General features: G+C 51.1%; 18 protein-coding genes. 10 read left to right on the top strand and 8 right to left on the bottom strand.

Going from position 1 to position 19,746, the window contains the following annotated elements:
* Positions 1–527: 527 nt before the first annotated feature.
* The gene (locus ACZRKO_RS19280; RefSeq protein ID WP_463738844.1) at positions 528–1,217 is read left to right on the top strand and encodes a FadR/GntR family transcriptional regulator; all 690 of its coding nucleotides are present in this window, start codon (positions 528–530) and stop codon (positions 1,215–1,217) included.
* Here the strand turns inward: ACZRKO_RS19280 and rbsR are convergent.
* From rbsR to kup, 7 genes are all read right to left on the bottom strand, one after another.
* Positions 1,200–2,210 carry a ribose operon transcriptional repressor RbsR gene (rbsR, locus tag ACZRKO_RS19275; protein WP_463738843.1) on the bottom strand — a complete coding sequence of 337 codons (1,011 nt, stop codon included), beginning with the start codon at positions 2,208–2,210 and terminating at the stop codon, positions 1,200–1,202. The two genes, ACZRKO_RS19280 and rbsR, sit on opposite strands and share 18 nt — an antisense overlap.
* Entirely contained in the window at positions 2,211–3,140 is a 930-nt protein-coding gene (gene rbsK / locus ACZRKO_RS19270; protein ID WP_463738842.1) for a ribokinase, read from the bottom strand.
* A gap of 96 nt (positions 3,141–3,236) precedes the next feature.
* Positions 3,237–4,127 carry a ribose ABC transporter substrate-binding protein RbsB gene (gene rbsB, locus ACZRKO_RS19265; RefSeq protein WP_463738841.1) on the bottom strand — a complete coding sequence of 297 codons (891 nt, stop codon included), beginning with the start codon at positions 4,125–4,127 and terminating at the stop codon, positions 3,237–3,239.
* A gap of 23 nt (positions 4,128–4,150) precedes the next feature.
* On the bottom strand, positions 4,151–5,122 hold the full coding sequence (gene rbsC, locus ACZRKO_RS19260; RefSeq protein ID WP_463738840.1) for a ribose ABC transporter permease: 972 nt from the start codon (positions 5,120–5,122) through the stop codon (positions 4,151–4,153).
* Between the two features lie 6 nt (positions 5,123–5,128).
* Positions 5,129–6,634, bottom strand: a complete 1,506-nt coding sequence (gene rbsA, locus ACZRKO_RS19255) for a ribose ABC transporter ATP-binding protein RbsA (protein ID WP_463738839.1) — start codon at positions 6,632–6,634, stop codon at positions 5,129–5,131.
* Between the two features lie 7 nt (positions 6,635–6,641).
* On the bottom strand, positions 6,642–7,061 hold the full coding sequence (rbsD, locus tag ACZRKO_RS19250; RefSeq protein WP_463738838.1) for a D-ribose pyranase: 420 nt from the start codon (positions 7,059–7,061) through the stop codon (positions 6,642–6,644).
* Between the two features lie 210 nt (positions 7,062–7,271).
* Positions 7,272–9,140: a low affinity potassium transporter Kup gene (gene kup / locus ACZRKO_RS19245; protein WP_463738837.1), complete on the bottom strand. Its 1,869-nt coding sequence runs from the start codon at positions 9,138–9,140 to the stop codon at positions 7,272–7,274.
* Between the two features lie 290 nt (positions 9,141–9,430).
* Here kup and ravA point away from each other — a divergent pair, with 290 nt between their 5' ends.
* Both ravA and viaA read left to right on the top strand, forming a co-directional pair.
* Positions 9,431–10,939, top strand: coding sequence for an ATPase RavA (gene ravA, locus ACZRKO_RS19240; RefSeq protein WP_463738836.1), 1,509 nt, complete (start codon positions 9,431–9,433; stop codon positions 10,937–10,939).
* Positions 10,940–10,942: 3 nt separating this feature from the next.
* Positions 10,943–12,412 carry an ATPase RavA stimulator ViaA gene (gene viaA, locus ACZRKO_RS19235; protein WP_463738835.1) on the top strand — a complete coding sequence of 490 codons (1,470 nt, stop codon included), beginning with the start codon at positions 10,943–10,945 and terminating at the stop codon, positions 12,410–12,412.
* A 14-nt stretch (positions 12,413–12,426) separates the two neighbouring features.
* On the opposite strand, the gene asnA is transcribed toward viaA, so the two are convergent.
* Positions 12,427–13,419, bottom strand: a complete 993-nt coding sequence (asnA, locus tag ACZRKO_RS19230; protein WP_463738834.1) for an aspartate--ammonia ligase — start codon at positions 13,417–13,419, stop codon at positions 12,427–12,429.
* 154 nt (positions 13,420–13,573) lie between these two features.
* Here asnA and asnC point away from each other — a divergent pair, with 154 nt between their 5' ends.
* The 7 genes from asnC to atpE all read left to right on the top strand — a co-directional run bounded on the left by asnC (position 13,574) and on the right by atpE (position 19,724).
* Complete coding sequence (gene asnC / locus ACZRKO_RS19225) at positions 13,574–14,035, top strand: transcriptional regulator AsnC (RefSeq protein ID WP_140475459.1); 462 nt, start codon at positions 13,574–13,576, stop codon at positions 14,033–14,035.
* An 89-nt stretch (positions 14,036–14,124) separates the two neighbouring features.
* Positions 14,125–14,568, top strand: coding sequence for an FMN-binding protein MioC (mioC, locus tag ACZRKO_RS19220; protein WP_463738833.1), 444 nt, complete (start codon positions 14,125–14,127; stop codon positions 14,566–14,568).
* Between the two features lie 380 nt (positions 14,569–14,948).
* Complete coding sequence (gene mnmG, locus ACZRKO_RS19215) at positions 14,949–16,838, top strand: tRNA uridine-5-carboxymethylaminomethyl(34) synthesis enzyme MnmG (RefSeq protein WP_463738832.1); 1,890 nt, start codon at positions 14,949–14,951, stop codon at positions 16,836–16,838.
* 131 nt (positions 16,839–16,969) lie between these two features.
* Entirely contained in the window at positions 16,970–17,590 is a 621-nt protein-coding gene (rsmG, locus tag ACZRKO_RS19210; RefSeq protein WP_463738831.1) for a 16S rRNA (guanine(527)-N(7))-methyltransferase RsmG, read from the top strand.
* 647 nt (positions 17,591–18,237) lie between these two features.
* A complete protein-coding gene (gene atpI, locus ACZRKO_RS19205) occupies positions 18,238–18,636 on the top strand; it encodes a F0F1 ATP synthase subunit I (protein WP_463738830.1) in 399 nt (132 codons plus the stop codon).
* Between the two features lie 19 nt (positions 18,637–18,655).
* Positions 18,656–19,435, top strand: a complete 780-nt coding sequence (gene atpB, locus ACZRKO_RS19200; protein ID WP_463738853.1) for a F0F1 ATP synthase subunit A — start codon at positions 18,656–18,658, stop codon at positions 19,433–19,435.
* A 49-nt stretch (positions 19,436–19,484) separates the two neighbouring features.
* A complete protein-coding gene (atpE, locus tag ACZRKO_RS19195) occupies positions 19,485–19,724 on the top strand; it encodes a F0F1 ATP synthase subunit C (protein ID WP_004093904.1) in 240 nt (79 codons plus the stop codon).
* Positions 19,725–19,746 lie beyond the last annotated feature (22 nt).

Raw genomic sequence — 19,746 nt, 5'->3', positions numbered from 1 at the left:
AAGCGGTGCTCAAAAATTAACTTTCGTAGTACTCTTATAAGTGAACAAGTCACCTAAATGAATTACTGCTTGGTCACTCTTTAAGACTTGATATTTTTTGCCACCGAGGTGGCTGATATCGTCTTGTGAGTGCCCACACAGATTGTCTGATAAATTGTTAAAGAGCGTTCGTTACCGGAGAAGTTCTCGGTAACGCGGGAGGCAGATAATACGCTTTCCCGCTGAAGAGTCAACCTTTTTCTCTTGCGAGACGCGGTGTTTTCACCGGGTTGACACTTCCTGACTGGGCGACTTGGTTCTCGTTAGAGGAGTCGTTGTTCCCGGTCAGTGGAGGCGCATTATAGGGAGTTCTCAGAAGGCCGCAACCCTTAATTTCAAATAAATGACTGACCGTTCTTTTTTTCAACAAACAAAGCAAAAACGCACAACATACGTGCATTTTGTGTCACAAAACGACCCTTTCAGGGCACTACAGTGGAGTAAACTGCTTTATATAATAGGAAGATGCTTTTTCAGGAATACCTTATATGGCCCTCAGTACCCAACAACAAGCCGCGCAACGTAACCTTTCTTACTTATTGGCTGAAAAAATAGCGCAAAGGATTTTATCCGCAGAATATCCGGAAGGAAGCATTCTGCCTGGGGAGATTGAACTGGGTGAGATTTTTGGCGTAAGCCGTACCGCAGTGCGTGAAGCGGTAAAGACGCTCACTGCGAAGGGGATGTTATTACCGCGTCCACGTATTGGCACCCGCGTTATGCCACAAGGAAACTGGAACTTTCTCGATCAGGAACTTCTGACATGGTGGATGACGCGTGAGAATTTTGATCAGGTGATGTCGCACTTTGTCATTTTGCGTCGGGCGCTGGAACCTCAGGCCTGTGCGCTGGCAGCCATCACGGCCAGCCGACAACAAAAAGAGCAGCTTTCTCTTTATATGGCTGAAATGAGAAAATTACATGGCAGTTTTGACCGGGAGCATTGGATCACCGTTGATACCCAGTTCCACCAGCTTATCTATGAAGCGGGGAAGAATCCGTTCCTAACCTCGTTCTCAAATCTGTTCAGTTCGGTTTATCAGAGTTATTTCCGGGCGATCACCGGCAACGAAGTGATTAAACTGGAATATCATCAGGCACTCGTCGATGCCATTCTGGCCAGTGATAGTGAGCGGGCACTAATAGCTTGCCAGCAGTTGTTAATTGCCGTTGAGTAAACCGACAGATTCCCGCACGACTAATTCAGGCGTCAGAACCAACACTTGTGGTTCCGCGCCCGGCTCTTGTAAGCGATGTAATAGCGTATCGATCGCCAGTTCGCCGAGAGAATCTTTAGGTTGATGAATGGTCGTTAGTGGCGGCGTCATATATTGCGCGAGCTGGATGTCATCATAGCCAATGACGGCCATATCATCCGGCACCCGAAGTCCCTTTCTATATAGAGACTGATAAACCCCGACGGCCATTGCGTCATTGCTGGCAAACACAGCCTGAGGCCGCTGAGGTAATGCAAGCAGTTGGTCCATGGCAGGCAGGCCACTTTCAAACTCAAAATCGCCCGTCACTTCATATCCCGGCAGAATAGGCAAACCCGCACGTTGCATGGCCTGACGATAACCGTTAAGGCGTTCAAGCGAGGTGGTTTTATCCAGCGGCCCAGTAATGCAGGCAATACGCTGATACCCCTGACGGATAAGATACTCCGTCGCCATTTCCCCGCCCAGCAGGGCGTTGTCTTGAATCACATCATTGGCGGCCCCAAAAGGTGCCCAGTCCATCATCACAATCGGTAACGAAGGATACCGGCTCAGCGCATCCTGCGAAGGGCGATGATTCTCGGTGCACATTAATAGCAATCCATCGACGCGCTTTTGCAGCAGGGTTTCCATACTGCGGTTCATGCGCTCAGCATCACCATCGGTATTACACAAAATCAAACTGTAGCCGCGTTCGTAGCAACTGCGTTCCACACCGCGTACCACTTCCGCGTAAAACGGGTTACTGCTGGCCGTCAATAACATGCCAATGGTGCGTGTTTGATTGAGTTTGAGGCTACGCGCCAGTGCGGACGGCGCATAGTTGAGGCTATCAATAGCTGCCGTCACTTTGTCACGGATAGCTTCGCTGACAAAGCGATTGTTATTGATCACATGGGAGACTGTGGAGGTTGAAACGCCCGCCAAGCGGGCGACATCTTTCATGGTGGCCAATCAGGACTCCTGATGTGCAAGAAAATCGTCGATCTCTTTGCGCCATGGGACAGAGGGTTGCGCACCGGGACGCGTTACGGCAATAGCCGCCGCAGCATGAGCAAAACGTACTGCGCTGCCCATCGGCTTACCCTCCAGCAAGGCGGTGATAAGGGCACCATTAAAGGTATCGCCGGCCGCGATAGTATCGACCGCTTTCACGCGAAAACCCTTAATCTGCTTGCCTTCGCCTTGCTGGCTCAGCCAGACGCCTTTATTGCCCAGAGTGATGATGACCGTCGCTATGCCCTTGTCGTGCAGGGCATTAGCGGCGCGCGCCGCATCTTCGTTATTGTCGACTTTAATTCCGGTAAGTTTTTCAGCTTCCGTTTCGTTCGGGGTGATGATATCCACCCGAGACAACAGTTCGTCCGGCAACTCACAGGCCGGTGCAGGATTAAGAATGACCTGCGTGCCGTTTTCTTTGGCTAGTTTCGCCGCCGCAATCACCGTCTCTAACGGCGATTCCAGCTGCATTAATAGAGCAGAGGCATCAATGACCTGCTGTTTGTAGCGACTGAGGTACTCTGGAGTCACAGCGTTGTTGGCGCCCGCATCAATACCGATAACATTCTCGCCTTCGGCATTCACGAAAATCAGCGCCACGCCGGTGGTGGTGTCGGCGATGGCCTCTACGGGAGAAGTATCAATGTTATCACTCGCCAGCTGTTTGCGGACGCGCTCGCCAATATCATCATCTCCAACACAGGCAATAAACGAAATGTCTGCACCCGCGCGCCCAGCGGCAACGGCCTGATTAGCCCCTTTACCGCCAAATGCGACGGTATACTGCTTACCGATCACCGTTTCGCCAGGCTGAGGGAAATGTTTGATATTAAGAATATGGTCGGCATTGATGCTGCCAAGAACAACCAGTTTACCTGTTTCCATTCGCGTTCCCTGAGTGATATTGCGCCACCCTTTCAAGGTGGCGCAGATTGTCCAAAGCTATTTATGGGCAGAGATGAAAGCTGCAAAATTTAAAGATTACGGCTGAGCAACCAGTTTCAAATCAACCGGGATAACGGCTGGGACTTTTTCGCCTTTCAGCACTTTATCCGCAGTCTGAACGCCAATTACACCAATCTGATCGGGACGCTGAGCCACAGTAGCGCCCATTTTGCCACTATTTACCGCTTTAATACCGTCTTCGGTGCCATCAAAACCTACCACCAGCACGTCAGTTTTACCCGCAGTTTGCAGAGCACGCAGCGCCCCCAGCGCCATTTCATCATTCTGAGCGAACACGGCCTGCACATCAGGATGCGCCGTCAGCAGGTTTTGCATCACGTTCAGGCCCTTCGTACGGTCGAAATCAGCAGGCTGGCTGGCCAGCATAGTGAAGTGATGTTTTTGAGCGGACTCGGCAAAACCTTTACCACGTTCGCGGGCAACAGAGGTACCGGCAATCCCTTCAAGTTCGATCACTTTGGCGTTTTCACCGACTTTTTTGGCGATGTAATCACCGGCCATTTTGCCGCCGAAGGCGTTATCTGACGCAACATGGCTGGCAACGACACCTTTGGTCGCCTGACGGTCAAGCGTGATCACCGGGATTTTCGCTTGGTTGGCCATCGCCACGGCATTACCCACTGCGTCAGAGTCAGTCGGGTTGATCAACAGGAGTTTGGTACCGCGCACGGTCAGGTCCTGCACGTTTGCCAGCTCTTTCGCCGGGTTATTTTGCGAATCCAGCACCACCAGGTTGTAGCCCAGTTTGTCGGCTTCTTTCTGTGCGCCGTCTTTCATTGAAACGAAGAACGGGTTATTGAGCGTAGAGACCACCAGCGCGATAGTGTCTTTTGCCAGTACGTTGGCACTGAAAGAGGCAGTGATAGCCGCCGCAGAAACCCAAACTGCCAGTTTTTTCATATTCATGGTCATAATTCCTGTAGGAGAGATTATTTGTTGCTTTTGTTATCTACCAGGACTGCCAGCAGAATGACGACTGCTTTGACGATCATCTGGTAGTAGGAGGAGACACCTAATAAATTCAAACCGTTATTCAGGAAACCGAGGATCAGCGCACCGATCAGCGTTCCGACAATACGTCCTTTACCACCTGACAGGCTGGTTCCGCCCAACACAACGGCGGCGATGGCATCCAGTTCATAACCCGTACCGGCCGTCGGTTGCGCAGAGGACAAACGCGCCACTTCGATGATGCCCGCCAACGCCGCTAAGAGGCCACACAGGGAGTAGACGATGATTTTTACTTTATCGACACTGATACCTGACAGACGTGTGGCGGACTCATTACCGCCTAACGCATAGATATAACGCCCGAGACGCGTGTGATGCAGCATGTACCAGGCCGCGGCAAACACCACCGCCATCAGCCAGACCGGCGTCGGGATACCCAGCGGGCGTCCGATACCAAACCAGCCGAAAGTATCAGCAACATCGGTAAAACCGGTGCTGATCGGGCTGCCGTTGGTGTACACCATGGTGACCCCGCGCAGCAGCAGCATCATCACCAGCGTGGCGATAAATGCCTGTACTTTCCCTTTGGCGACAATCAACCCGGTGACCGCACCGACTCCGGCACCGACCGCCAGCGCAGCAGCAACAGCCACCAGCGCATTCACTTCCAGCCCGACGACCGAAGCCGCAACGGCACCGGAAAGCGCCAGCAGCGAACCGACGGATAAGTCGATGCCCGATGTCAGGATAACCAGCGTCATACCCACCGCCATAATGGCGTTGACGGAGGTCTGCTGAAGAATGTTGAACAGGTTATTCACTGTGAAGAAATTCGGACTCATGGAAGAGACCACGGCAATCAGCACCAGCAGCGCAATCAGCGATTTCTGCTCCAACAACCATTCTTTAGTGATCCAGCGTTTTTTCGCCGGCAATGTCTGAGAACTCATCGTTAATTACTCCTGCTTCACGCCGTATTGCTTGCCGACGGCGGCTGCCATCAACACTTCTTGCGTCGCCTGTTCTATCGGGAATTCACCGCTTAAATGGCCTTCATGCATCACCAGTATCCTGTCGCTCATACCGATGACTTCTGGCATTTCGGAGGAAACTAAAATGATACTTAAGCCTTCGCGCTTGAACTGGTTAATAAGCTGGTAAATCTCTTTCTTGGCACCGACGTCAACGCCACGCGTCGGTTCGTCGAGGATCAATATTTTCGGGCGGGTCATCAGCCCGCGGGCAATCGCCACTTTTTGCTGATTACCGCCTGAGAGCAAACCAATCGGCTGCATCATTGAAGGCGTTTTGATATTAAACATGCGGATAAAGTCGCCCACCGCCTGCTGTTCGTCGGCATGTTTGAGGCTTCCGCCCGCGCGGCTGAAATAGCGCAGCGCCGTCAGCGACATGTTCTCTTTAACCGACATGCCAAGTACCAGTCCGTCGCGTTTGCGATCTTCGGAGATATAAACGATGCCGTTCGCCAGACCATCCTGCGGCGAGTGAGTCACCACTTCGCGGCCATCAAGAGCGACGTAACCGGCTTTGCGCGGTAGTGCACCGTAGAGGATCTTCATCAGTTCGGTGCGCCCGGCGCCCATCAAACCGGAGACACCGAGAATTTCACCGCCATATAAATTGAAGCTCACATCATCGACGCCGGGGCCGGAAACATTACGCACCTGCAACCGCAGCGCGCCACGTTCCTGATTCAGGCGGGGATACTGCTCTTCCAGCTTGCGGCCCACCATCATTTCAATCAGCGTATCTTCCTGCAATTCGCTGACCGGACGTTCGGCGATGAACTGTCCGTCACGAAATACGGTGACGTCATCGCAAATTTCAAAGATCTCTTTCAGCCGGTGCGAGATATAAACCACGCCGCAGCCCGCCGACTTCAATTCACGGATGACGTTAAATAAGGAGGCGGTTTCAGTATCGGTCAGTGCATCGGTCGGTTCATCCATAATGATGACCCGGGATTCGAAACTCAGCACTTTGGCGATTTCCACCATCTGCTGATCGCCAATAGAAAGTTCACCCACCAATCGGTGGCTGCTGTATCGCAGGTTCAGCCGGGCAAGCAGTTTGTCGGCTTCGGCATACATCTTTTTCCAGGTGATGCGACCAAAACCGTTAACGAATTCGCGACCGAGGAAAATGTTTTCCGCGATGGTCAGTTGAGGGATCAGGTTCAGTTCCTGATGGATGATGCCAATCCCAGCTTCCTGCGAGGCTTTAGGGCCGTTGAACACGGCTTCCTTACCCAGAAAATGCACTGAACCGGCATCCTTTTGGTAGATGCCGGTCAGTACTTTCATCATGGTGGACTTGCCCGCGCCGTTTTCACCCACCAGCGCCATCACACGTCCCGGATAGACGCTAAGCGCCGCGCCGGAAAGTGCTTTTACGCCAGGAAACGCTTTATCAATCCCTGTCAGTTGCAGCAAAGGTTGCATAAAGGCCTCAGAAGGTTACGCCGGCACACAGAATAACGTTCGCGTAAGGCGAACATTCCCCGCTACGGACTACGGCCCGGCTATGTTCAGTTTGCGCCTTGAAAGCATCATGACTGATGTAATCCAAAGTAATGGTGTTTCCCTGGTGCTGCTCAAGTTCTTTCAACTGCGCGAGTAACGCTTCATGGAGTTGAGGATTCTTTTCGACGATCTCCCCGGCGAGTATCGCCCGCTCAACCTGCATCTCATGCGTCACTACCTTTAAAACTTGTAGAAAAGTAGGAACACCTGCGGTCAGCGCCAAATCGATGCGTTGGGAAGATGCGGGTACCGGCAAACCGGCATCGGCAATAACCAGCTGATCGGTGTGACCTAACCTGGCAATGACATGTGAGATTTCGGCATTCAAAAGCGGTGATTTCTTCATGGTTAACTCCAACAGCGAAACGTTTCGCTCACGGATGAGTTTAGGAATCTGTGAGAATCTGGCAATGGGCTTGTGGTGGATTTGTGATCGCCGTCGAAACGTTTCGCTGGGGCGTTTAGAAATGAGAGGGAAATTTGGGATAATGCATTTCGTTAAGATTAGAAAAACAAAAAGGCACCCGAAGGTGCCCTTTGTCGTTCTAGCGCAGGATCAGATTTCGACCTGCGTGCCCAGTTCGATAACGCGGTTAGGCGGAATTTCAAACTGGTCCGGCGCGCGCAGCGCATTGCGGCTGAGCGCCATAAACAGCTTGCCACGGAAATAGAGATACCACGGGCGCTTGGTGAGGATCAGTGACTCGTGCGACATAAAGAATGACGTCTCCATCATCCTGCACGGCAATCCTTCCAGTCCGCAGCGGTGGAAAACTTCTTCCACGTTTGGCGTCTCTTTGAAGCCGTAACTGGCGACCACCCGCCAGAAGGTTGGCGATAACTGCTCGATGGTCACACGTCGGACATTATGCACATAAGGCGCATCTTCGGTACGAAGCGTCAGTAAAACCACCCGCTCATGCAACACCTTGTTGTGTTTAAGGTTATGCAACAGCGCAAACGGAATGACGTTAATCGCACGCGACATATACACCGCCGTACCCGGAACGCGAACCGGCGGCGATTTCTCCAGAGAGGCAATCATCGCCTCCAGAGAATTTCCGTGCTCATGCATGCGGCGCATAAGGCGGAAACGTTCGCTTTTCCAGGTGGTCATGACGATAAACATGCACAACCCGAGCGTCAGCGGCAGCCAGCCGCCGGAGAACAGTTTGGTGGCGTTGGCTGCAAACATCGGCACGTCAATAAACAGCAGAACGATCAACAAAATACCGACCAGGAAAGGTTTCCAGTGCCAGTTTTTCAATGCCACGGTGCAAGAAAGAATACTGGTCAGCACCATCGTACCAGTGACGGCAATACCGTACGCTGCTGCCAGATTGCTGGAGTGCTCGAAGCTGGCGATAACAATCACCACGGCGATATACAGCGTCCAGTTAATGGCAGGAATATAAATCTGACCGGCTTCCATTTCCGAAGTATGGATAATGCGCATCGGCGGCAGATAGCCAAGACGCACCGCCTGACGGGTCAGGGAGAACACGCCGGATATAACGGCCTGCGAAGCGATAATAGTGGCCAGCGTCGCCAGTATCAGCAGCGGGATAAGTGCCCAGTCAGGTGCCAGCAGGAAGAACGGGTTTTTAATCGCTTCAGGATTTTTCAGCAGCAGTGCGCCCTGACCAAAGTAGTTGAGTACCAACGACGGCAACACAAAGCTAAACCATGCCAGACGAATAGGGAATTTACCGAAGTGGCCCATATCGGCGTACAACGCTTCTACGCCGGTGATGGACAGCACTACGGCACCCAGCGCCAGGAACGAGAAGGATTTGTGCTCAATAAAGAAGTTAACCGCCCACATCGGGTTCATCGCCCGCAGCACTTCCGGATTCTGAGCAATACTGTTGATCCCCAGCACCGCCAAGGTCAGGAACCACAACACCATCACCGGAGCGAACAGTTTCCCGACAATTCCCGTGCCGTGTTTCTGAATCATAAACAGCAAGGTCAGAACGGTAATAGAAAGGGGAACGATAAAGGGATCAAGCGACGGGGCTGCTATCTCGAGACCTTCCATGGCGGACAGGACTGAAATCGCGGGGGTGATCACCACCTCGCCATAGAAGAAACTGCCACCAATCAAACCGAGAATGACGAGTACCGCCGTGGTTCTGGCAGAGGTGTTTCGTCCGGCCAATGACATCAGCGTCAGAATACCGCCCTCGCCGGCGTTGTCCGCACGCATCACATAAGTGAGATATTTCAGCGAGACAATCAGGATCAACATCCAGAATATTAGCGACAGAAAGCCGAAAACAACGCTGGGTTCTACATTAAAGCCATAGTGGCCGGAAAAACACTCTCTCAGGGTATAGAGAGGGCTGGTGCCAATGTCGCCATATACCACACCAATGGCGGCCAACGTTACTGCCGGGAGTGACCGTTTATGTTCTGTGCTCATAATTGGTTTCTTATGCTGCTCTTTTAAGACAAAGAATTCCGTAAGCGAAAGGTACGCTCAATCCTTGATGCCCACTAAACGGCGCACAGTATGCACGAATAAAACAGATTGCCTACCCTTATATGAACGGTTAAATACACGTTCAGGCGACAGAAGGGACAATGTTGATAATAGAAAATTTCTAGTAATCAACAAGCTATACTGCGAAAAAAAATCATGGTTTATTATTCCTGCCCAGTCCACTATTCATTCACTTATGTCATTAACCTTACACAAGCGGAAGACACAGTATGGCGTATTCTCCCCTACTTGCAGAACGGATTGCCCGTCTTGCCAATGCTTTAGAACACGGCTTGTATGAGCGACAGGAAGCGATCCGTCTATGCCTGCTTGCCGCCTTATGCGGTGAAAGCGTATTTCTGCTTGGGCCGCCAGGTATTGCTAAAAGCCTGATTGCCCGCCGCCTGAAATTTGCCTTCCGCCATGCCCGCGCCTTTGAATATCTGATGACCCGCTTTTCTACACCAGAAGAAGTCTTCGGCCCGCTGTCTATACAGGCGCTGAAAGATGAAGGGCGCTACCTGCGCCTCACGCAGGGTTATCTGCCGGAAGCAGAGATTGTCTTTCTCGATGAGATCTGGAAAGCCGGCCCGGCTATTTTGAATACCTTACTGACCGCCATCAATGAGCGCCGTTTTCGTAACGGCGAGCGCGAAGAGGCTATCCCGCTACGCCTGCTGGTCAGCGCTTCCAATGAACTGCCCGAAGCTGACGGCAGCCTGGAGGCGCTCTACGACCGTATGTTGATCCGCCTGTGGCTGGACAAAGTGCAGGATAAGCAGAATTTCCGCTCGCTGCTGACCACCCGTCAGAACGAAAGCGCCAATCCGGTGCCGGAAGCGCTGAGCATCAGTGATGACGAATACCAACAGTGGCAACCCGAAATCGACAAGGTCGCCCTCCCGGAGCCCTGTTTCGAGCTAATATTCCAGCTGCGTCAGCGGCTGGACGCGCTAGATACCGCACCTTACGTCTCCGACCGCCGCTGGAAAAAGGCTCTGCGTTTGTTACAGGCCTGCGCCTTCTTTAGCGGGCGTCAAACCATTACGCCTATCGATCTTATCCTGCTGAAAGATTGCCTGTGGCATGACCTGAATACGTACCATCTCCTGCAAACACAAATCGAACAGATGATCACCGAACAGGCTTACCAGCAGCAGACGCTATTAATGAAGCTGCGTCAGCTGAATCAGGACTGGATGCAATATCAGCAACAGCAGAGCTCCCGTCAGTCGATAAAGGTGAATAAGAAAGCCGGTATCTTTAGCCGCAAACCGCAATACAATCTGCCAGATTCACTGTCGGCCACCAGCCTGACTTTATTGCTGCAAACGCCGCTGCATTTGCATGACATCCCGGTATCGCATTTGCTGGTGGAACGCTCAGTTCTGGAAGAGTGGCTCAATAAAGGCGGCGTGCTGAAAGTGAAACTTAACGGCATGGGATTTGCACAAAATGTTGATGCCGAAGTCGATGAAAAACAGCAGCTGGTGGTGCGGGATATCAGCCGTCAGGCAACACCGCTGACGCTGCCGGGTAAAGAGCACATTGCCGTGCCTGACGAGATGAAAAATACGCTTGAGGGGCTGAGCGCCAAACTCAATCAACAACGGCATGAATTTGGTCAGCATCAAAACTGCCTGTTTGTCGCGCCCGTATGGAGTGCAAAAATTGAGGCGAGCCTGGTCGCGGTCTCTGAACAGTTACTTCATCAACAACAGCTGTTCAGCGGACACTAACCGATGCTCAGTCTGGAATCCCTCGATCTCTTACTGTCGATCAGCGAAGGCGAGCTGATCGACGAACTGATCATCGGCTTACTGGCAACGCCACAGCTGGCTATTTTCTTCGAGAAGTTCCCCCGGCTTAAGCGGGCACTGACCAAAGATCTGCCCGAGTGGAAATTCCGCCTGCGCCAGAGGATCCACGACACGCCGGTGCCGCCAGATTTAGCCAAGGAGTTCTACCTTTACCAGCACAGTCAGCAGATCGACGCTGCTACTTTTCAGTCCGAGCTGGCAGGGCTGATTGATTCACTCGAAATGCTGAGCTCTCCTTTTCTTACTGAAGCCCGTTCGCTGCAGCAAAATGCCGATGAAACGCGCAGCCCGCGAACCGGCAACAGTTTTCAGACGTTGTTCCTCCAGCGCTGGCGGCTAAACCTCACCTTCCAGACGGTGACCGTTCATCATCAGTTGCTCGAACAAGAACAGGAACAGTTGCAGGAAGAGCTGCAACAGCGTCTGGAACTGAGCGGCGAACTCTCTCCTTTACTGGCCGAAAACGATGCTGCCGCAGGCCGCCTGTGGGATATGAGCAAAGGCCAGCGCCAGCGCGGTGAAGTGCAGGCACTGGCGCGATACGGCAGTTTTTTGCAGCAACAGCCAGAACTGCAGAGGTTGGCAGAGCAATTGGGCCGCAGCCAAAAAGCCAAAACCAGCCCGCATGATGACGCAAAAATGGAAGAGCACCGGCTGATGGTGCGTGAACCGGCCACGGTTCCCGAAGAAGTGAATGGTATTCACCAGAGCGATGACATTTTGCGGCTGATGCCGACCGAGCTTGGTACGTTGGGGATCCCTGAGCTGGAATATGAATTTTACCGCCGGTTACTGGAAAAGCGCCTGATGACTTACCGCCTGCAGGGCGACGTCTGGCGGGAAAAAGTGGTCAAACGCCCGGTGGTTCATCAGCAGCAAGAACCGCAACCGCGCGGGCCTTTTGTGGTCTGCGTTGATACGTCGGGTTCTATGGGGGGCTTCAACGAGCAGTGCGCTAAGGCATTTTGTCTGGCGCTGCTCAGGATCGCGCTGGCGGACAACCGCCGCTGCTACATCATGTTGTTTGCGAGTGATGTTATTCACTACGAACTGACCTCATCCAGCGGGCTGGACCAGGCGCTGCGCTTTCTGGGTCAGCATTTTCGTGGAGGCACCGATCTGGCAGCCTGTCTGAATGCCACGCTCGATAAACTCTCGTCGCCGGAATGGCAAGATGCGGATGCAGTGATCATCTCTGACTTTATCGCCCAAAGGCTGCCAGATGACGTAATGAAGCGGGTGAAACGTTTACAGCAGGATAAACATCATCGTTTTCATGCACTGGCCATGTCGCAGTACGGCAAGCCCGGCATCATGCGTATTTTTGACCATATCTGGCGCTTTGATACCGGGATGAAAAGCCGCGTTCAGCGTCGCTGGCAGCGGCCTTAATTCACATCACGTTCTTACAGCACACCTTCCACACTGTGATGTAACATCGGCGACCAGACGCCACACTGCACCTGCGCAATATGCGGCTTTTGCAGCAATAGCATCACCAAGCGTGACTGGCCGATCCCACCACCGATAGTCTGCGGCATATCACCGCGCAGCAGCGCCTGGTGCCAGTCGAGCTGCAAACGCAGTTCATCATCGGTCAGCGCCAGCTGATGCTTCAGCGCGGCGGCATCAACGCGGATCCCCATAGAAGAGAGTTCAATCGCATCCTCCAGTACCGGGTTCCATACCAGAATATCGCCATTCAGACCGGCTAAACCGGCTTCGCCTGCGCTGCTCCAATCATCATAATCAGGAGCGCGCACGTCGTGATATTTGCCGTGGGACAGAGAACCACCAATGCCCATCAGGAAAACTGCGCCCAATTCTTTGGCTATCGCTTGTTCGCGCTGCTTGGCGTCCAGCTCAGGGAAACGCTGTAGTAAGGTTTCGCTGTGTATAAAGTGGATGTCATCAGGCAGGAAAGGCTTCAAGCCAAACTCACGGCTTACCGCCGCTTCGGTTTCCTTTATACCTGCATAGATCTTCTGCACCGTCGCTTTGAGATAGCTGAGTGAGCGTTCGCCGTCACCCATGACTTTTTCCCAGTCCCACTGATCAACGCAGACGGAGTGAACCGGCGACAGGCGATCTTCATCAGGGCGCAGCGCTTTCATGTGAGTATAAAGTCCTTCACCGGCGCTGAAATCATAAAGCCCGAGCGTTTTGCGCTTCCACTTAGCCAGCGAATGCACAACTTCAAAGGTAGAGTCTGGCAAGGATTTCACGTGAACCTGCACCGCCTTCTCACTGCCTGAAAGGTTATCCTGGGTACCATCGCCGAGCTGGCTTAATAAGGGTGCCTGAACTTCAATTAAATCCAGATGCTTTTCAAGCTGCTGAGAAAAAGTCGCTTTGACGAAGCTTATCTGACGCTGCTTCTCGATAAATTGTGTTTTCATTGCCGTATTCTCATTCCCTTGTCGTTGATGGCAATGATTAAGCAACAGAATGGTCTCCCTATTCAATATCTCACAATAAATATTGCTTTGAGGGTTTTAATCCTTCATTTTTAGGGCACATAAATTGTTGAAACGAGAATAACCGGGGAAAAAGATGACTGAAATTTATCAGATCGATAATCTCGATCGCGCCATTCTTAATGCGCTGATGGAAAATGCACGCACGGCCTACGCCGAACTGGCGAAAGTATTTGCCGTCAGCCCAGGAACCATTCACGTCCGGGTCGAGAAAATGAAGCAGGCTGGGATCATTACCGGCGCCAACGTCACGGTGAACCCGAAACAGCTGGGCTACGACGTGTGCTGCTTTATCGGCATTATTCTAAAAAGCGCCAAAGATTATCCCTCCGCGCTGAAAAAACTCGAAAGCATAGAAGAAGTGGTCGAAGCTTATTACACCACCGGGCATTACAGCATTTTCATCAAGATCATGTGTCGCTCTATCGACTCCCTCCAGCACGTACTTATCAACAAGATCCAGACCATTGATGAGATCCAGTCAACCGAGACCCTGATCTCCCTGCAGAACCCCATTATGCGCACCATCAAGCCATGACCGCTAATTTCTATACCCCTATTATCCACAGGTAGATCCCAGCTGATTCACAGCGTACAATGTCGTTTCTTTTATCGGGTGCGAGCATTATGTCTGACATTACCCTGATCAGTGGCAGTACGCTTGGCAGTGCTGAATATGTCGCTGAACACGTCGCAGAGAAATTGGAAGAGGCGGGTTTCAGCACGCAGACTTTTCATGGTCCTGAGCTGTACGAAGTGCCCACTGAAGGCATTTGGCTGATGGTGTGCTCGACACACGGTGCCGGGGATCTTCCCGATAATCTTCAGCCTTTCCTGGAACAGTTGGAAGATCAGCAACCAGATCTGTCAAAACTCCGTTTTGGTGCTCTGGGATTAGGCAGCAGTGAATATGATACGTTTTGCGGTGCGATCCAGTCTCTGGATCAAAAACTGACCTCATTAGGGGCAAAACGTATAGGGGATCGCATGGAGATCGACGTAACCCAACATGAGATTCCTGAGGATCCCGCTGAGATTTGGGTGATCAATTGGATTAATTTGCTCAAGTAAGTGTAAATTTTCAGCGATCAGATGTGGATAACTATGCTTATAAGCAGGGTAAAACCGGTAGTTATCCCTATAACAACCTTAGGTCGCATTTCATGCTGTGTATAACTCTTCATTTTGATCCCAGCTTATACTGAGCAGGATCACCGATCATTCACAGCATTCGATCCTCTTTAGTGCCTTGATCTTCATCGACAATAAGCACTTATGCACAGAGGATCGCGATCCTAATAGAAGTATTAATAAGAGATCTTTAAATAAAAAAGATCTTCTTTTAATTAGTGACGATCCCCCGGGACTTGTGGAACCTCTAAACTTGAGTAGAATCCCTCCTCCCAACTCCACACATCAATTTCATCGCATGAACTCCGAGGTGCAGTACCATGTTTTATCCGGAACAATTTGACGTCATCATCATCGGTGGTGGCCATGCAGGCACTGAAGCCGCCATGGCTTCTGCCAGAATGGGACGTCAAACTCTGTTGTTGACCCACAATATCGACACGCTGGGACAAATGTCGTGTAACCCTGCCATTGGCGGGATCGGGAAAGGACATCTGGTTAAAGAAGTGGACGCACTCGGCGGATTAATGGCAACAGCCATTGACCATGCGGGGATACAGTTTAGGATACTAAACGCCAGCAAAGGCCCGGCCGTTCGTGCTACCCGAGCCCAGGCCGACCGCGTACTCTATCGTCAAGCGATCCGTACCGCACTGGAGAACCAGCCAAACCTGATGATCTTCCAGCAGCCTGTTGAAGATCTTATCGTTGAGAACGATCGGGTGGTTGGCGCAGTGACTCAAATGGGTCTTAAATTCCGCGCCAAAGCGGTGGTATTGACCGTGGGGACTTTCCTTGACGGCAAGATCCACATTGGTCTGGAAAACTACAGCGGTGGCCGTGCAGGCGATCCTCCTGCAATTTCGCTTTCACAACGTCTGCGTGAATTGCCATTGCGCGTTAACCGCCTGAAAACCGGGACCCCTCCGCGTATTGACGCACGTTCCATTGATTTCAGCTGCCTTGCTCCACAGCATGGAGACAACCCGGCGCCGGTCTTCTCGTTCATGGGCAATGTGTCCCAGCACCCGCGCCAAATACCGTGTTACATGACCTACACCAATGAAAAAACGCATGATGTGATCCGCAATAATTTGGATCGCAGCCCGATGTATGCCGGGATCATCGAAGGGATCGGCCCGCGTTACTGCCCGTCGATCGAAGATAAAGTCATGCGTTTTGCCGATCGGACATCTCACCAGATCTTCCTGGAACCTGAAGGGTTAACCAGTAATGAAGTCTATCCAAACGGGATCTCCACCAGCTTGCCTTTTGACGTACAGATGAAAATTGTGCGTTCGATGCAGGGTCTGGAAAACGCGGTTATCGTTCGTCCGGGCTACGCCATTGAATATGATTTCTTTGATCCGCGAGATTTAAAACTGACGCTGGAAAGCAAATTTATTCCAGGTCTGTTCTTCGCTGGACAGATCAACGGCACCACCGGTTATGAAGAAGCGGCGGCACAAGGCTTACTCGCGGGTTTAAACGCCGCACGTCATGCTTTCGAACAAGAAGGTTGGGCACCGCGCCGTGACCAAGCTTACCTTGGTGTTCTGGTCGACGATCTCTGTACTCTGGGTACCAAAGAGCCGTACCGCATGTTTACTTCACGTGCGGAATACCGCCTGATGCTGCGTGAAGACAATGCCGATCTGCGACTGACTGAAAAAGGCCGTGAGCTAGGTCTGGTTGATGATGCCCGCTGGGCCCGTTTCAATCAGAAACTGGAAATGATCGAGCTGGAGCGTCAACGTCTGCGTGGGATCTGGGTAAACCCACGTTCTGAGCACGTTGAACTCGTTAACGCTAACCTTTCTGCACCACTTTCCAAAGAAGCCAGTGCGGAAGAACTGCTGCGTCGTCCTGAGATGACCTATGCGCTGTTAACCAGCCTGATGCCGTTCACCCCTTCCGTTCCTGATGTACAGGCGGCAGAGCAGGTAGAAATCCAGGTTAAATACGAAGGCTACATCGCCCGTCAGCAGGACGAAATCGAAAAACAGCAGCGTAACGAAAATACATTGTTGCCACTGGATCTCGATTACCGTCAAGTAAACGGTCTGTCGAACGAAGTGATCGCCAAACTTAACGATCATAAACCTACCTCGATCGGCCAGGCTACGCGTATTTCAGGTATTACACCTGCGGCTATCTCAATTCTGCTTATTTGGTTGAAAAAACAAGGTCTGCTGCGCCGCAGTGCCTGAGTTATCCCTCCTAAAGGCCGCCGGCTCATTTCAGTCAGGCGGCCAAATCTTGCTTTTTCCGCCTGTCAGGCTGTCTTATTATTCTTTTCCCGGACTTCTCCGGACCTACGTTTTTGTCAGAGGACCAAATTGTGCATAAGAAATTAGACTCGCTGCTTGCTGCGGCAGAATTATCGCTACCCGATCAGCAAAAACTGCAGTTAGTCGCCTACGTCGAGATGCTGCACAAGTGGAATAAGGCTTATAACCTGACGTCGGTCCGTGATCCGATGCAAATGTTGGTGCGTCACATCATGGACAGCATTGTGGTGAACGCTCATCTGACCGGCTCACGTTTTATTGATGTCGGCACCGGTCCTGGTTTACCGGGCATCCCGCTGGCTATCGTTCGACCTGACTCACACTTCACCTTGCTGGACAGCTTAGGCAAGCGCGTACGCTTTCTGCGTCAGGTGCAACATGAGCTGGCGCTGACCAATATTGAACCCGTACAAAGTCGTGTAGAGGCGTTCATTCCTGAACCGGCGTTTGATGGCGTAATTAGCCGTGCCTTCGCCTCGTTACAGGACATGCTTTCATGGTGTCATCACTTACCGGTGAAAGGACAGGGGCGATTTTATGCCCTCAAAGGTGTGCGCCCGGATGATGAACTGGGCTTACTTCCGGAAGGAGTTACGCTGGAAAAGATCGTTAGATTGCGGGTGCCGGAACTTGACGGTGAACGTCATTTGGTGATTCTTAATGCAAACTAACTTTGCGGTGAGTCAATAAATCTTCAGAATTCAAATGTGTATGAAAGGTAAAATAAGCACGCTAAGCAAATTAGCGTTCAGTCTTTCCATTAACCTCATTTTTACACACTTGTAGCACTTGAGTGAATTTTTCAATTTATTCAGGTCCGAAATAGTGACATTTGGGAATAAATTGCTCTTCATGCCACGTTAATGAATATGTAATGAGAATGTTGTTATTTGTTGGGTTATTGTTTCACTGGGGTGTTGTTATTTTGCATTCTCTTTTAATAAACAACATTTTTACATCATCATATTGATTATTAACGCTTTTAAAAGGCTTCTTTAGCTAAAGACAATCTTGATCGCTGGGGTATAAGAGAATAAAAATAGCAATTATGTGATCGGGCGCACGCTTCTTTGTTAATCAGTAGAATACTTAGGCAAACACGCGGCACCCATTCCTAGCTATAGTTTCCTTATGAAAATAGCGATAAAGGGTAAAATTTAAATAATTGTTCACCTTTTCGCTACTTATCCATTGAATTCGTTTGAGTGGCCCGTATAATTTGCTCGTTTTTTGCTGCTTGACTCAAAACCGTAAAGGCTATGATATACGGCACTCAGCATACCTCTAGCTAGGTACTTGTACGGAGAGAACAAACGTCATGTCTGTACCGGGTGTTTTAAACAGTGAGAACGGCGTGAAGGTAGCCAGAAAGCTGTTAATACTGCAGTTACTGACCTTTGTTCTGCTCAGTGCATTATTTGGCTTTAAAAGCCTGACATGGACGACGTCAGCCTTGATGGGAGGGATGGCCGCCTGGCTACCCAACGTACTGTTCATGCTGTTTGCATGGCGTCATCAGGCGCAAACAACGGTATCTGGACGGGTTGCATGGACTTTTGCCATCGGAGAAGCGCTGAAGGTTCTGATAACGATTATCTTGATGATTATCGCGCTGGGCCTGTTTAAGGCGGTTTTTGCTCCGCTGGGTTTGGCTTATTTATCGGTGTTGATGACACAGATTTTAGCACCGGCCGTCATTAACAGTTACCGTACTTAACTACAAAAGGGTAAGAGGCATCATGTCTGGAGAAATCTCTACTCCACAAGAGTATATCGGTCACCACCTGACGCAACTTCAGGTAGGGACGGGATTCTGGTCGATTAACATCGATTCGATGTTTTTCTCCGTGGTCCTCGGGGTACTCTTTCTGGTTGTCTTCCATCGCGTCGCTAAAAATGCCACCAGTGGTGTTCCGGGAAAACTGCAAACGGCCATCGAGCTGGTTGTAGGCTTTGTCGATAGCAACGTGCGTGACATGTATCACGGCAAAAGCAAGGTCATTGCTCCGTTAGCTCTGACTGTCTTCGTCTGGGTGTTCATGATGAACATGATGGATTTGCTGCCAATCGATTTGCTGCCAACTATTGGTGAAAAGTTGCTTGGTCTGCCTGCTCTGCGTGTTGTACCCACGGCTGACGTGAACATCACGTTATCCATGGCGCTCGGCGTATTCATTCTGATTCTTTTCTATAGCATTAAGATGAAAGGCATTGGCGGTTTCGTTAAAGAACTGACAATGCAGCCATTCAATCATCCGGTTTTCATTCCGATTAACCTGATTCTTGAAGGTGTCAGCCTGCTGTCCAAACCAGTTTCACTGGGTCTGCGACTGTTTGGCAATATGTATGCGGGTGAGTTGATCTTCATCCTTATTGCTGGCCTGCTGCCGTGGTGGTCACAGTGGATTCTGAGTGTGCCTTGGGCCATTTTCCACATCCTGATCATTACGCTGCAAGCTTTTATCTTCATGGTTCTGACGATCGTCTATCTCTCGATGGCATCTGAAAAACACTGATTTTCTTTCAACACTACTGCGTTTTAACTGAAACAAACTGGAGACTGTCATGGAAAACCTGAGTATGGATCTGCTGTACATGGCTGCCGCTGTGATGATGGGCCTGGCGGCAATCGGTGCTGCAATCGGTATCGGCATCTTGGGTGGTAAATTCTTGGAAGGTGCTGCACGTCAGCCTGACCTGATCCCTCTGTTGCGTACACAGTTCTTTATCGTTATGGGTCTGGTCGATGCAATCCCAATGATTGCTGTTGGTCTGGGTCTGTACGTGATGTTTGCTGTCGCTTAACAACGAGCTTGCTCGCGGTTAA

This window comes from Ewingella sp. C233 (assembly GCF_055407225.1).
Note: the sequence above shows the minus strand (reverse complement) of the source record. Positions and strands in the feature narration are given on the sequence as shown.